The organism is Alteromonas genovensis, from assembly GCF_010500895.1.
Lineage (GTDB): Bacteria > Pseudomonadota > Gammaproteobacteria > Enterobacterales > Alteromonadaceae > Alteromonas > Alteromonas genovensis.
Genome location: NZ_JAAAWO010000007.1, coordinates 55,189 through 70,007 on the forward strand (window position 1 = coordinate 55,189; position 14,819 = coordinate 70,007).

The 14,819-nt window shown below is 45.5% G+C and carries 9 protein-coding genes; 1 reads left to right on the forward strand and 8 read right to left on the reverse strand.

Annotated features, from left to right (window positions below; translation table 11 throughout):
• Positions 1-29: 29 nt before the first annotated feature.
• From GTQ48_RS10845 to GTQ48_RS10855, 3 genes are all read right to left on the reverse strand, one after another.
• Complete coding sequence (locus tag GTQ48_RS10845) at positions 30-1,700, reverse strand: alanine/glycine:cation symporter family protein (RefSeq protein ID WP_163106715.1); 1,671 nt, start codon at positions 1,698-1,700, stop codon at positions 30-32.
• A 92-nt stretch (positions 1,701-1,792) separates the two neighbouring features.
• Entirely contained in the window at positions 1,793-2,929 is a 1,137-nt protein-coding gene (locus tag GTQ48_RS10850; RefSeq protein ID WP_163106716.1) for a M14 family metallopeptidase, read from the reverse strand.
• Between the two features lie 206 nt (positions 2,930-3,135).
• Complete coding sequence (locus GTQ48_RS10855) at positions 3,136-4,581, reverse strand: glyceraldehyde-3-phosphate dehydrogenase (protein ID WP_032096644.1); 1,446 nt, start codon at positions 4,579-4,581, stop codon at positions 3,136-3,138.
• A gap of 165 nt (positions 4,582-4,746) precedes the next feature.
• On the opposite strand from GTQ48_RS10855, the gene GTQ48_RS10860 reads away from it, so the two are divergent.
• The gene (locus GTQ48_RS10860; RefSeq protein WP_163106717.1) at positions 4,747-5,598 is read left to right on the forward strand and encodes a DUF2989 domain-containing protein; all 852 of its coding nucleotides are present in this window, start codon (positions 4,747-4,749) and stop codon (positions 5,596-5,598) included.
• Positions 5,599-5,741: 143 nt separating this feature from the next.
• Here the strand turns inward: GTQ48_RS10860 and msrB are convergent, their stop codons facing one another.
• The 5 genes from msrB to malQ form a co-directional block, all read right to left on the reverse strand.
• Positions 5,742-6,140 carry a peptide-methionine (R)-S-oxide reductase MsrB gene (msrB, locus tag GTQ48_RS10865; RefSeq protein WP_163106718.1) on the reverse strand — a complete coding sequence of 133 codons (399 nt, stop codon included), beginning with the start codon at positions 6,138-6,140 and terminating at the stop codon, positions 5,742-5,744.
• Between the two features lie 191 nt (positions 6,141-6,331).
• Complete coding sequence (gndA, locus tag GTQ48_RS10870) at positions 6,332-7,885, reverse strand: NADP-dependent phosphogluconate dehydrogenase (protein ID WP_163106719.1); 1,554 nt, start codon at positions 7,883-7,885, stop codon at positions 6,332-6,334.
• A 123-nt stretch (positions 7,886-8,008) separates the two neighbouring features.
• Positions 8,009-10,096, reverse strand: a complete 2,088-nt coding sequence (glgX, locus tag GTQ48_RS10875; RefSeq protein ID WP_420837604.1) for a glycogen debranching protein GlgX — start codon at positions 10,094-10,096, stop codon at positions 8,009-8,011.
• A gap of 68 nt (positions 10,097-10,164) precedes the next feature.
• Complete coding sequence (glgB, locus tag GTQ48_RS10880; protein ID WP_163106720.1) at positions 10,165-12,366, reverse strand: 1,4-alpha-glucan branching protein GlgB; 2,202 nt, start codon at positions 12,364-12,366, stop codon at positions 10,165-10,167.
• A gap of 94 nt (positions 12,367-12,460) precedes the next feature.
• Complete coding sequence (gene malQ / locus GTQ48_RS10885; RefSeq protein ID WP_163106721.1) at positions 12,461-14,659, reverse strand: 4-alpha-glucanotransferase; 2,199 nt, start codon at positions 14,657-14,659, stop codon at positions 12,461-12,463.
• Positions 14,660-14,819 lie beyond the last annotated feature (160 nt).

Genomic DNA, 14,819 nt, shown 5'->3' on the forward strand with positions numbered 1-14,819 from the left:
TAAGACTACTTGTTTGTCTTAATCTTAATTCATTTATCGCGGTTATTTTTGGTTCTTGACCAATAATCGTTCACTGTCTCTTTCATCTCCTTACTAAGCAATAATATGCCAAATAAGTTAGGTAGCGTCATAACCACAATCGCTACCGCAGAGAGCGCCCATACCAATGTGGTATCTGAGAACGCAGCCCACACAAAGCCAGCGACATAAATGACTCGATAAGGCATAACAGAACGGGGACCGAGAAGGTATGTCATCGCACGATCACCATAATACGACCATGCAATTGCCGTTGAGAATGCAAATAAAAGCAAACCTACCGACACGATGTATTGCCCGAAATCACCGAAGAAGCCTCGGGTAAACGCAATGGTAGTCAGTGCAGCAGAGTGAACCAAGGACTTACCGCTTACCTCTAGGTTCTCTTTTAGCGGTTTACCATCTTCGATTTTCAACGTACCGGTAAATAAATCTTCACTGCCTACCGAGTACTTCACGTCTTCTGCTACTGAACGAGAGTTTAAAAGGGTAAAGTCGCCGCTGACTGCCGTGCCATTGACTACGGTGATCGCACCTGTAAATGGTTTAATTTCGTTACCTTCAACCCCGTTTAAAAAGCCGTATAGCGTTTCGACATCTTTTGATTCACTATCGTCATATTCGCCTGCTACAAAGAACATGTCTGAACGGTCGAATACATTTTCATGCTTCTCTTTCCACACGCCAGAAGAAAGAATAACTAAGCCGGTAATAGTACAAATTAGAATAGTATCGATAAACGGCTCTAATAAAGACACCATGCCTTCTGATGCAGGCTCTTTGGTTTTAGCAGCCGCGTGGGCGATAGGCGCAGAACCCTGACCCGCTTCGTTTGAAAACAAACCTCGGTTTACACCACGGTTGAATGCGTAGGCAAGTGAGGCACCTAAGAATCCACCTGCTGCGGCAGACCCGGTAAACGCATCGCTGATTACCGATAAGAACGAGGGAATGATATTCTCAAGGTTGGCAAAAATAACTGCCATAGCGCCAATGAGATAGATGACCGCCATTGCAGGAACAACGCGGGCGGTGAATGCCGCAATACGTTGAATGCCACCTAGAATAACCAGCGCAAGCAAAATACCCAGTACGCTACCTACAAGCCAAGGTTCAAAACCAAAGGTGGCTTCGATGCTTTGTGCAATACCGTTACTTTGTGGAAGGTTACCCGTTCCAAACGAGCTGACTACAGTGGCAATCGCAAATGCGACGGCTAACCACTTCATGTTTAAGCGACGGTCCATGTAGTACATAGGTCCACCGGCCATCGTGCCGTCTTCTGTCTTAACTCGGTACTTGTGCGACAAGGTCACTTCGACGAACTTTGTCGTCATACCTAAAAAGGCCGTAACCCACATCCAAAATAGCGCCGCCGGGCCGCCGAGAAAAATAGCGAAAGCAACACCAGAAATGTTACCTGTTCCAACGGTCCCTGAAAGTGCCGTGGTTAACGCTCTAAAGTGTGTGGTATCGCCAGGATCGCTCTCTTTATCAAACTTACCAGTAATAACCTGCCATGCATGTTTGAAGAATCGAATTTGCGGAAACTTCAAGTAAACTGTGAAGAATAAGCCCACACCAAGAAGCACAAAAGGAAACCAACTCGCGCCCCCCAAGAAGCTATCAAGCGTAATAAGTAAACCGTATAACCCTTCCAAGGTATTTCCCCTTTTTTATTATTTCGTTTTGTTGTTTTTATCAAAAGACCCCATTAGCTGAGGCCTTTATTGTTAGAAGCGGGCGCTTCTTTTTATTTATCGTTATTGAGTTTTTTTACAACAGCATTTACAGCTACAAGAATATCTTCGCCAAGCTGTCGGCATCGCTGAACAGACCAACCATAAACATCGTCAGGTACGTTTGCGTTATCTTTAAACGGCATTTCAACGGTATACGCCATGCAAGTGAATTTTTCGCCCACTGCATTCGACGCCACCGTTAAATTTGCTTTACCCGGCGCGTCTTTGTCGTAGCCGAATTCATCTTGAAACTCTGGTGTTGCATTAAGTAGAGCCGATTTAAATGTATCTTCTGACGCTTTTATCTCGTCGTTATAACTCGGGTTTCCTTCGCCGCCTGCAACAAAATTGTACGGCAGTGCTTCATCACCGTGCAAATCGAGGTACATATCCACGCCTGCATTTTCCATCGCCCTCAATACAAACAATACTTCAGGACTTTTTTCAGGTGTCGGTGTTGCCCATTCTCGGTTTAAGTTGGTGCCCACAGCGTTTGTACGCAAATGCCCTCTGGCACTGCCGTCTGGGTTCATGTTTGGTACGACATAGAACACGGCGTTATCTAGCAACTGTCGAGCCAAACCGTCTTGTTCGTCCAGCAACCGATAAATAATGCCCTCTGCGCACCATTCGGCCATGGTTTCACCAGGATGCTGGCGGGCTGTTATCCATACTTTTTTCTTATTAGGTGTTTCTTCGCCAATGACTAACATCGACATGTCACGGCCATCCAGTGTTAGCCCTAGAAAGCGGTGCTCACACAACAGTGACATTTGCGCGTCGTGAACTAGGTCTAGGTGGCGCTCATAGCTATAAGGAATGAAATACGCAAAATACACGCTTGGCTGTTCTAACGTGAGTGAGAAGGTGAGATTGTCGCCGTCAAATTCACTTGGAACACGAAACCAGGTTTGCCTATCGTAAGAAGCAAGAACGTTATACCCCTTCCAACCATCGGGATACGCAGATTTTGCCAACCCTTGGATGGTCATTTTGTGAGTAACAAACGTTTCGCCCACAAGACGAAAATGAAACCATTGGGCAAATTCTGATTGGTTGTCTTTAGGTATAGTAAGAAGAATATCTTCTGGAGACTCTGCGCTAACAACATTAATGTTGCCGCTGTCGAATTGACTGGAGATATGCATAGACTGTCGTTTCCCTTATTATTTGTGCGCTAATTTAGCATAGTCAGCAACACAAATACCATGTGCACTGGCTGGTTTTACCAGCATGAAGTACACATTTTGTTTACACTAATAAAAAACCGACCCTGTTGGTCGGTTTTTTAATCAATTAACGCTTGGTGCTTTAGCGAGCGGGGATGTAGTGACTTTAGCAGTCACTTAGCTTACTAAAGCGGTAGCGTTGGAAAGCTAAGGTTAGCCATATCGCGAACTACGCGAAGCACCTGACAGCTATAACCAAACTCGTTGTCGTACCACACGTAAAGCGTTAATCGGTCATCAGACACGATGGTTGCCTGTGAATCTACGACTGACGCAGCTCTTGAACCTACCAAATCGGTAGATACAATTTCTTTACTCGCCGTGTAGTCTATTTGGTGCTGCAATTTAGAGAATAAAGCGGTATCGCGTAAGAATTCGTTGACCGATAGCTTGTCTGTGGCTTTCTCTAAATTGAGGTTCAAAATTGCCATAGACACATTCGGGGTAGGCACTCGAATCGCGTTACCCGTAAGCTTACCGCCTAATTTAGGGTATGCTTTCGCCACTGCTTTCGCTGCGCCGGTTTCCGTGATCACCATATTAAGTGGTGCACTTCGACCTCGACGATCCCCTTTGTGATAGTTATCGATAAGGTTTTGATCGTTTGTGTAAGAGTGAACAGTTTCAACGTGACCATTCTTAATGCCATATTCTTCATCAAGGGCTTTTAACACTGGAGTGATAGCATTGGTGGTACAGCTGGCCGCCGATACAATGGTGTCATCAAGGGTCACTTCGCCATCATTCACACCGTGTACGATGTTTTTAATATCGCCTTTACCAGGCGCGGTCAGCACTGCCTTAGCTGCGCCTTTTGCTTTTAAGTGAAGACCTAACCCGTCTCGGTCGCGCCAAATACCGGTATTATCAATGATAATAGCGTTGTCGATACCGTATTGCGTGTAATCCACTTCATCAGGGCTGTTCGCGTAGATAACCTGAATAAACGAGCCGTTTGCTTTTAGTGCATTGCGCTCGTGGTCAATTGTAATACTGCCGTTGAATGGACCGTGCACTGAGTCTCTGCGAAGTAAACTCGCACGTTTTTCCAAATCGCCATCGCGACCGCCGCGCACGACAATGGCACGTAAACGAAGCTTGTTGTTTTTGCCCTGACGCTCGATGAGCAAACGGGCTAGTAAACGGCCTATTCGACCAAACCCATAAAGCACAACATCTTGAGGCTGCTGATTATCGTCTTTATCAACCACATCACTGAGTTTGTCAGTGAGATACGCAGTTAAGTCATCATTATCAACGGCTGAGCCATAGTGAAAGTCAAACGCTAATTTGCCGATATCAATTTGCGCTGGAGCAATCTTCATTGTACTTAGCGCTTCCAATATAGGATAGCTTTCTCGCAAACGTAACTTGATGCCTTCGTGCAAACGGACCTTGCGGTGCGCTTTAATGATGTCGATAGCACTGGCATTAAGAAGAGAGCGGCCGTATACAGATATCTCTACGGCTTTGTTGCGATACAGCTTGCCTATCAAAGGCAGCATAATTTCTGCGTATTCCTGACGCTCTTGCCAGCTACTTTGTAATTCCTGCTCGTACTGTTGATTCATGCTTCAGCCTTCATGGATGTAAATTTACGTTGGTTTCACGTCAGCTTTTTATTATTCTTAGGGTACACGTAGGTGAGTTTTTGCCTGACGATCGTGGGATATATCTTAATTAAACACGCAGGGAAGGCCAAATTGTCTATTAATTTCAAAAATGCAGTATATTTTATGAATGGACATACATTATTTTGTAAGTTTCCAACAAGTTATTACAAAGCTGCCTGCTTTGTGGCGTCGTTAGTCGTGATAAGTGGCTGTAGTGATTGGTTCGAGCCCACCATCAAAGAAATTTGCGCAGAACATGAGAACATGTGCGTAGACTTAAGCTTAGATGCTCGATGCACACCGCAAAGAGCAGAGATTATTAGACTGCGTTACTACAACCAAAACCCGTCTAGCGATGCCTATAAATATCCCCTACTCCTGTCTTTCGAAACCTACCTTGAGTGCGTTAAAGAAGTGCAGCACATTGAGCATATAAAGCGTAAAGGCAAAGAAGCAACCCGTCTAAAAGGAGTGATCACCGCGAGAAGAGAATTGCAGCGTTTAGCCCGAGAAACAAAAGACTCCTTAGACCCTCACCTAAGCTATTACCACTGGACGCGCTTCGGCGATGATGACGCGTTTCATCGCTTCGAACGTTATGCAGCGAGTAACCAAGTCAAAGATCCTGAACTACTGGTTAATTTGGCTTCGGTGCAAATCAAAAACGATCCTACGCGAACCATAGAAACACTTTATCGCGCATTAAGTCTGTATACCGACAGTGACGACATTGATATTGGCGTTTATCATTCTCTGGCATCAATTGGCATTGATGCAGACAATTACCGAATGGCCTATGTGTGGTATGGCGTAGCGGAAGAGTATGACGATAGATTACCTGACACTCAGCGCGTACAGTTAGGCGAACGCTTCGACTTACCCACAAACATACTCGACTCTGTCACCACTGACATCATCAGTGCCCTCGATAGCAATACGTTTGATGCTGCAAAATTAAAGCTCAACAAGCTCTAATATTGAAAGTAAATTACATTTTAAAAGTGTATAAAACACAAAAAAACCGCCTTTCGTTGGCGGTTTTTTTTCTATTATTGAAAGCGATAACGAAACAAGCTTAAATTTTAACCACCTGTTTACCTTTAACCTAGACCAAAGTGCTAGCCTTTTACTACTTCGTTATTTTCACTTTTAAACGTCATAGAGACTGAATTCACGCAGTATCGCTGGCCTGTTGGTTCTGGGCCATCTGGGAATACGTGGCCCAGGTGTGAATCACACTGCTTACATAGTATTTCTACTCGACGCATGCCGTGCGATATATCTTCGCGATAATCAACATTACCATCGTCTAGTTGTTTATAAAATGAAGGCCAACCGCACCCTGCATCAAATTTTGTGTCTGAGGGGAACAATGGCGCATCGCAGCATTTACATACATACACACCACCACGGGTTTCATCAAGCAATGCGCCAGTGAATGGTCTCTCTGTCTCGGCCTGACGGCAAATTCGATATTCTTGCTCGCTCAGCTTTTCTTTCCATTTATCGTCTGACATTACGCCCTCTCTTTGTTCAAATAATCCAATTCACGTTAGCGGGTTACCAGTGCTCACCTTTGTAGCCAGTCTGTTAAACCTCACACTTAAAAAAAAGTGGGTAAACAGACTAACAAAAAGGGTGTATTTGCTGCCAAATACACCCTTTTTATTGTGGATAACGCTAAACCGCTATGTGTTTATCCTAACGGTTAACGTTTTATAGCAGTCTCTGGTCTTGCAGGATCACTCCACTCGATGTGGTACTTTTTACCCGCTGGCTTATCAACGCGCTGGTAGGTATGCGCTCCAAAGTAATCACGCTGCCCTTGAAGCAGATTTGCCGGTAATACTGCTGAACGGTACGAGTCGTAATAGCTGAGTGCCGACATCATTGCAGGGCAAGGAATTCCTGCTAGTGCAGATTGCGCAATAGACTCACGCCAATCAGCCTGATACTCGGTAATTTGCTCTGCAAAATACGGGTCCATTAACAAATTAGCCAGGTCTTCGTTATTTTCATAAGCTTTTGAAATAGACTGTAAGAATACGGCGCGGATAATACATCCAGCTCGCCATATTTTTGCTATTTCCCCAAAGTCTAATGTCCAGCCATGCTCTTTACCTGCCATTGCCATTAGCTGGAAACCTTGAGCGTATGCACAGATTTTCGAGCAATATAGCGCCTGCTCAAGTTTGTTGATGATTGACATTTTTTGTTCATCATCGAACACAGAGGCTTCTGGGCCTGCCAGTACTTGGCTTGCCGCCACGCGTTCTTCCTTTAAGCTTGAAATACTGCGAGCAAATACCGCTGCCGTGATTGTTTGAGCCGGGCTTCCCACCTGCAACGCACTTACCGCGGTCCACAGGCCAGTGCCTTTTTGCCCTGCTCGGTCTAAGATAACATCCACTAGAGGCTGCTTGGTCTCAGGGTCTAGCTGTTCGAGTACTTCGGCACTGATTTCAATGAGATAGCTATTGAGCTTACCATCGTTCCAGCGGCGGAATACCTCTGCTATTTCAGCGGGCGCCATATGAAGCGCATCGCGCATAATTTGGTACGCTTCACAAATAAGCTGCATATCGGCATATTCGATGCCGTTGTGCACCATTTTTACGTAGTGTCCTGCACCCACAGGGCCTATATAAGTCGCGCATGGCTCACCGCCAACCACGGGCTTACCCGGCACAAAGCTCTCGATTGGCTTGCCGGTTACAGCATCAACTTTTGCTGCAATAGATTTCAAAACAGGCTCAATACGCGTCCACGCATAAGGATTACCCGATGGCATGAGCGAAGGACCAAAACGAGCCCCTACCTCACCGCCAGATACAGCCGTAGAGAAGAATATGAACTTGCCTTTGTACTGCTCTTCGCGAGCAACTGAGTCGGTCCACAAGCTGTTTCCCGTATCAACAACGATATCATCGGCTTGAATGCCTGCATCAATAAGGTGATTACATACGTGGTCAACGGGGTCGCCGGCCGGCACTGAGAGGATAATGAGGTGTGGCGCTTTAAGTTTACTGAGTAATTCAGTATAAGAACTGCAACCTTCAACCCGTGGGGGTGTATTGCTTTCTCTTTCACTTTCATCTTTGGCAAGAATTGCATCAACTTTATTTTGATCTAAGTCGAAGCATGCCACTCGATAACCATGATCTACTAGGTTCATGGTAAGGTTATTACCCATTACCCCTAAACCGATAAAACCGATATCGCACAAAGTGTCTTTGTGCGAACTGCCACCATTATTTTGCATAGGAAAACCCTCACATTTAGATGGGAGAGCATGTTACCACTTGATGATATAAAGAACAGTCAAACATCGAAAATTTAGTGCGGTATGCCGTATTTACCACCGCTGGTAAAGGTTAATTCGCTGTTAACGGAATAATTCAGAGAAACTGAATAAGGTTAACGACCTGCTTGCTTGTAAAAAGACCTGCTGAATACAAATTGAAGGCTGGTCATCAAGTGAGGCATAACGCGTATCTAGCTGTAGTGTCCAGCCGCCACGGCGTTTTGACGTAGGTAAATGGAACCGTACGTCATTTTCACTGGCGTTAACGCATAAAAACCAGTGCTCTGGCTTAACGTTACCGTCACGGTAACCTTTAATCTCAACGCCAAAAGCCTTGTTGTGATGCGCATTCCAGTCTTCGGAGGCTTTGTCAGACCCATCGGGTTTGAACCAATTAATGGCTTTCACGTTTCTCGACAACGTAAACGAATCATCGTGAAGTTTTAGCTCGCTCAATAGAGTGGATGATTGACGCAAGCGAATAACAAACTGACAAAACTGCAGGAAGTCTTGTTTACTCTTGTTCATCTCCCAATTCAGCCAGCTTATGGCATTGTCTTGACAGTACGCGTTATTGTTTCCGTTTTGCGTTCGGCTTAGTTCATCGCCACCGAGTATATGCGGGGTTCCTTGGGAAAAAATAAGTGTGGCAAACAAGTTGCGTTTTTGGCGCTCACGGACTGCCAAAATGGCACTGTCCTTGGTCTCCCCTTCAACGCCGTAATTGGCAGAAAGGTTGTTTCCATGACCATCGCGATTGTCTTCTAAATTATCGAGGTTGTGGCGATCGGCGTAGGTCACCATATCGTGCAGGGTAAACCCATCGTGATAGGTAATATTGTTGACTGACGTAGAGATGTGGCGATGGCCTTTATGGAATATATCTCTAGAGCCCATTAGGCGGGTTGCAAAGTCGGGTGTTTGACCATCATCGCCGCGCCAAAAAGCGCGAACTGTGTCTCGGTATTTATCATTCACTTCTAACCACGGTGATTCAAAGTTGCCGACTTGATAGCCTCCAGGACCAATGTCCCACGGCTCAGCAAGCAATACTTTGTCGCTAAGCACTGGGTCTGCACTAATTGCTCTTAAAAGGCCCGACTGACTGTTAAAATGCTGAGGCTCCCGACCAAGAGACACTGCCAGGTCAAACCTAAACCCATCGATACCAATAACATTTACCCAATGACGCATAGCATCAAGGATAAGCCCCATCATAAAAGGTTGTGCAGTGTTTATGGTATTGCCGCAGCCAGAGTGATTTGAATAAAATACCTCACCGGCGTCCGTTTGCTCAAGTAAGTAGGCCTCATAAGGACACAGCCCTTTGTAGGACAATATTGGACCGCCAAACCCGGCCTCTGCAGTATGGTTAAATACCACATCCACAATCACTTCAATACCGGCCTCATGGTAACTATTCACCATCTCTTTAAGTTCAGCCAGTGCGTCAGACACGCCGTAGCGCGGCTCTGGTGCAAAAAAATTAACAGGGTTATATCCCCAGTAATTGGTTAGCCCTTTGTCTGTAATAAAGGGTTCTGGCATAAACGAGCACAGCGGCATAAATTGCACGGTGGTGACGCCTAGTGCTTTAATATGATTAATGACACTTGGATGAGCGGCGCCAAGGAACTTGCCCTGATGCGCCTTAGGAACGTCAGGGTGTAACTTTGTTAGGCCTTTAACATGGGCCTCGTAAACAATGCGGTTGTGTTTTGCTATTTTCGGGCGAGACGTATCACATTGCGCATATTCCGCGTCATCAATAACTAAACATTTAGGGACCATAAACTGTGAGTCATCGTCATACTGGCGGCGATTCCATTTAATGGGTCGGCTAATTTTCTTTGCATAGGGATCGATTAACAGCTTCTCTCGCGTTACCTCATCAAGGTCACCCTTTGCTCGTTCAACGCGATAGCCATAAAGCTGCCCGGCTGCAATGCCATCTACAAAACCGTGCCACACGTCCCCGGTTTTTTCTGGTAACGCTTGCTCGTGAGTCGTTTGCTCCGTATCGCTGTTAAAAAGGCACAATATAACCGCGGATGCCCCTGGTGCATACACTGCAAAATTACATCCGTCTGCGTCTACAGTGGCCCCTAAAGGAAATGATGAACCACTTTTAATATTGTTTATTTTATTCAGCTTCACGTTTTTATTCACTGCTCATTCACTTTGCGAAATTATACCTAAGGGTGCGTTTTTCTGTGCCTAGGGTGTACCGCGCCTAATTACTTTTCATTAACCACATAAAATATTGTCGCAAGCGGCGGTATCGTCAGTTCTACCGAATAATCTCTGTCATTCCACGCCGTTTTTTGCGGTGTAGCTTTACTTAATACCGTCATACCGCTTCCCCAAAACTTCTCATCGTCGGTGTTAAGCGCAAGCGTCAGCGCATTTTTGGAGTCTACCCCTACCCTGAAGTTTTCATGAGGTATTGGTGTAAAGTTGGTAATGACATACACTTTTTGTTTTGAAGACTTTGCGTTTCGAACAAATGAAACGATGCTTTGCCCTGCATTACTGTGGTCTATCCATGCAAAACCATCGGCGTGGTGATCTTGTTCATAAAGCGCAGGGGTTGTTTTGTATAAATGATTCAGTGCTTTGTAGACAGCTTGCACCCCTTTATGACGGTCGAAGTTCAAGAGCCCCCAGTCTAGTTCGCTATCGTGATTCCATTCTGAAGACTGGCCTAACTCATTACCCATAAAGTTCAGCTTTTTGCCCGGGTGCCCGTACATAAACCCAGCGTAGCAGCGCAAGTTAGCCGTTTGTTGCCATTCGTCACCGGGCATTTTACGCAGCATACTCCCTTTACCGTGCACAACTTCATCGTGGGAAATTGGCAGCACAAAATTTTCGTCAAATGAATAAACCATGCTGAAGGTAATATCGCCGTGATGGTAATTTCTGTAAGCGGGGTCTTTGGCAATGTAATGCAATGAATCGTGCATCCACCCCATGTTCCATTTAAAACCAAAACCTAAACCACCGTCAAACACGGGGCGAGAAACTTTAGGGAAAGACGTTGACTCTTCAGCAATCGTCATCGCATCAGGGAAGTGTTTGTAGACTTCTTCGTTCATCCAGCGCAACAAGCTGATAGCTTCGTAATTCTCGTTCCCGCCATCCACATTGGGGATCCATTCGCCATCATTGCGTGAGTAATCCAAGTACAGCATTGACGCTACGGCGTCGACGCGCAAACCGTCGATGTGGAATTTATCTAACCAGAATAACGCGTTGGCGACTAAGAACTGACGAACCGTGTCTTTGCCAAAATCGTAAATGCATGAATTCCAATCCGGGTGCCAGCCCTTCTTAGGATCCTCATACTCATACATGCACGTGCCGTCAAAGCGCGCCAGTCCGTGCCCGTCTTCAGGAAAGTGAGCTGGAACCCAATCAATAATAACGCCAACACCTGCTTGGTGGCAGCGGTCGACAAAGTATTTGAAATCGTCAGGGTCGCCAAATCGGCTTGTCGGTGCAAACATACCCACGGGCTGATACCCCCAAGAGCCATCGAATGGAAATTCTGATATGGGCAGTAATTCAACATGGGTGTAGCCCATATCGCTAACGTAATCGATTAAGTTGTCAGCTAATTCTTTATAGCTTAAATAGCGTGCATCGCTCTCGCTATTCGGACGTTTCCATGACCCCAAATGAACTTCGTAAATGCTCATAGGTGTGGTGTATTTATTTGCTTTTCGTTTCTCCAACCATTCGTCATCATTCCACGTGTAGTTGTCGTGGTTGTATACTTTTGATGCATGGGAAGGGTATTGCTCAGCGCTAAATCCTAGAGGGTCGGCTTTATGAGGAAGGTCGTAGCCACGAGAGTCTTTAACTTGATACTTGTAGCGCTCGCCTTCGGCCATACCTGGAATAAACAACACCCAGTAACCCATGGATGTTTTTTCCATAGGATGAATCCGGCCATCCCACTGGTTAAAATCGCCGATTACCGATACTGCCGACGCATTCGGTGCGAACACACAATATCTTACCCCTTCTACCGATGAGTTATCTGCCGCATCTACAATGAGTAACTGAGCGCCCGCTTGTTGATACAGGTTAAACGGTGTGCTGTCGATAAAATGAACGGCGTGATATGCCTGTTCTTTAAACTGGTATGGGTCGGTGTAATCGTACTGTTGCTGCCCTTTATTAACAACAACGCGATAAACATGACTAGCACAGTCTCTTGGAATGACAGCTTCAAATAAACCTGAGGTTGAAATAGGCAGTAACGATATGTCTTTCAGTGCAGGGCTATCCCACGTTATCGTTATCGATGTTGCTTCTGGACGCCATACGCGAAGAAGTAATTCACCTTCGCCTTCGATAACACCTAATTGGGAAAACGGTTGTGAACATTTTGCTTGTTCAAACTGCTCAACTACCTTCTGCACTAACTGCATTTGTTACTCCTATTAAAAACCCGCGATGCGCGGGCCTAACTAAGTCATAGTGAGAGGCAGCAAAGAGCACCTCTCATTAAATTACCCTGCAAGGTTAACGATTACTCGCTTGTTTTCTTGCAGCAGTAAGTTTAGACGCTAACGCATTTATATCATGACTTTCAAAGATTGACTCAATATTCTGTGTCAACTTTCGGCGCCAATTCGGGTATTCGTTAAACGTACCTGGAATATTCACTGGCTTATCCATTTCCAGCCAGTCTTCTAACTGCAAGCTCAGCAGCGCACTTGAACCACCAGCCATGTGAACCTGCATGCCGTTGTTAAGCTCTCGATTCATACCGGTAACATTGACGTCGTGTCCCACATGTTCTGGGATAGAGTGATGCCCGTGCAGTGTATTAAGGATCTCCTGCTTGTTTTCATGCCTATCAGCATACAGGGTTTGCAATATATCATCCGTTGGATACAGCCCAATCTCTTTACCCAACTCTAAATCTAAACAGTGCCAGTAGCCAATAAGCGTTGGCATATCGTGGGTTGTTAACGTACTCATCGACTGTTCAGGATAATGACTTGGTGAATAAAAACCACCGTCCTCGGCCTGTTCGAAGAAAAACACACGGTATGAATAAACGCCATTTTGAGCAAGCTTACTACGAATTTCCTCTGGTACTGTTCCGAGGTCTTCGCCAATCACTAAACTTTCATTTCGGTGACTTTCTAACGCTAAAATCCCAAGTAAATCATCTACTGGGTAGTAAACGTACCCGCCCTCTTTGGCACTATCACCTTTACACACCCACCACAGGCGAAGAAGTGCCATCACGTGGTCAATACGCAATGAGCCAGAAGACGCCATGTTCGACGCAAACAAATCAATGATCGGTTGATACTGTTGCTCGTAGAGCTTTTGAGGGTCCATTGGCGGCAACCCCCAGTTTTGGCCTAACGGACCAAGAATATCTGGCGGAGCCCCCACACTTGCATCGGTACAGTATAAATCTTTATTGCCCCAAATCTCAGCGCTGCCTTCACTCACACCAACCGCTAGGTCGCGATAAAGACCAATGGTCATGTTGGCATCAAGTGCTCTGCTGCTTGCCATGTCGAGCTGCTGGGCAGCAATCCATTGCAAGAACAGATAAAACTTAACGTCGTGAGCGTTATCTTTCTTAAATTTAGCAACCGCAGAGTTGTGGTAATCTTTGTATGCTTTAGGGAATACAGGCCATCCCCAGCTTTCTTTGCCATCTGATTTTAACTTAGACTGCAATGCGTCGTACACCGCAAGCATATCAAGACTCTCACCACCGGCTTCAACAAAGGCATTAAACGCTTTATTTTGCGGTGTTTTGCCACGTAGAAACTGTTTATCGTAGATATTGAACAAGGCGTATAGGGCGGAAAGCTTTAGCTTGGCTACCGCTTCGTAATCTACGTGTTCAGCGTCTCGGGCATGTTTCAAGGTGTCGACAAAGTCATCTGCATTGACCACATCTTGAACAGATTTATCATCGAAGCCTTCAACAGCAGTGACGTCAATATATAGATAGTTCAACCAACGACGTGAGCTTGGGCCATAAGGCGAACAGGCATTTGGGTTTGCCGGATAAAGTGCATGTATCGGATTAAGACCGATAAAGTCAGCCCCCACGCCCGCAGCATTATCAATCAGTTTTGCTAGGTCAGAAAAATCACCAATACCCCAGTTATTTTCGCTGCGCACACAATAAAGCTGGACGCTTAGGCCCCAGATTTTTTTTCCATCCTTGATTTCATTGGGGCTATAGCACGCTTCTGGCGCAACGATGAGTCTTGAGGTGCCAAGTTGGTCGTCGTCGGCTTTAAGTACTATATTGTGATAGCCCAGAGGGAAGTCCAAAGGCAGTTTCACTGCGTACTCATGAAACTCTACTTCATCGATATGGGCCATTGACGTCATTTTTTGGTCAACAGGCGTAAACGGGTATTGTTTTTGACTACCATCTTCTAAGGTAATCTCAAACACATGCTCGTCATTAACAAGTTCGATAGGCAGACGCACAGGCAAATAAATTGCTTCAGTAGCTCTGACTACCTGGACGGGATTAAGCGGCGACAACCAAACGGAGGAAACATCTTGAGCTATTTGAGACTGAATTTTTTCATCACTGGATGTGTCATAGCCTAGCGCGTTTAATAGTTTCGCTTTGCTCGGTTCTGCGATGGTTGTCGGGTTGCCCCATGCGTCGACGTAGTGGGTCTCGATCCCACGCATTTCAACCAGTTGTTGCAGAAGTTGTTGTGTCATTATGAGTCATTCCTGTTATTCGGCAAAAGACGCTGGCATAGGCAAACTTGCAGAAAGCGTCTACAAACAATTTTTTAACATTATTCTAGAAACTACGCGCTGGCGAAACTGAATACGTTTGCATAAGTATTTATTCGTAATTTTGCAACACTTTATCTTT

What these genes read in the sequence shown, in the direction of transcription:
- glgB (WP_163106720.1), bottom strand. Translation starts at nt 12,366, where the DNA reads ATGCAGTTAGTGCAGAAGGTAGTTGAGCAGTTTGAACAAGCAAAATGT.
- gndA (WP_163106719.1), bottom strand. Translation starts at nt 7,885, where the DNA reads ATGCAAAATAATGGTGGCAGTTCGCACAAAGACACTTTGTGCGATATC.
- msrB (WP_163106718.1), bottom strand. Translation starts at nt 6,140, where the DNA reads ATGTCAGACGATAAATGGAAAGAAAAGCTGAGCGAGCAAGAATATCGA.
- GTQ48_RS10855 (WP_032096644.1), bottom strand. Translation starts at nt 4,581, where the DNA reads ATGAATCAACAGTACGAGCAGGAATTACAAAGTAGCTGGCAAGAGCGT.
- GTQ48_RS10850 (WP_163106716.1), bottom strand. Translation starts at nt 2,929, where the DNA reads ATGCATATCTCCAGTCAATTCGACAGCGGCAACATTAATGTTGTTAGC.
- GTQ48_RS10860 (WP_163106717.1), top strand. Translation starts at nt 4,747, where the DNA reads ATGAATGGACATACATTATTTTGTAAGTTTCCAACAAGTTATTACAAA.
- malQ (WP_163106721.1), bottom strand. Translation starts at nt 14,659, where the DNA reads ATGACACAACAACTTCTGCAACAACTGGTTGAAATGCGTGGGATCGAG.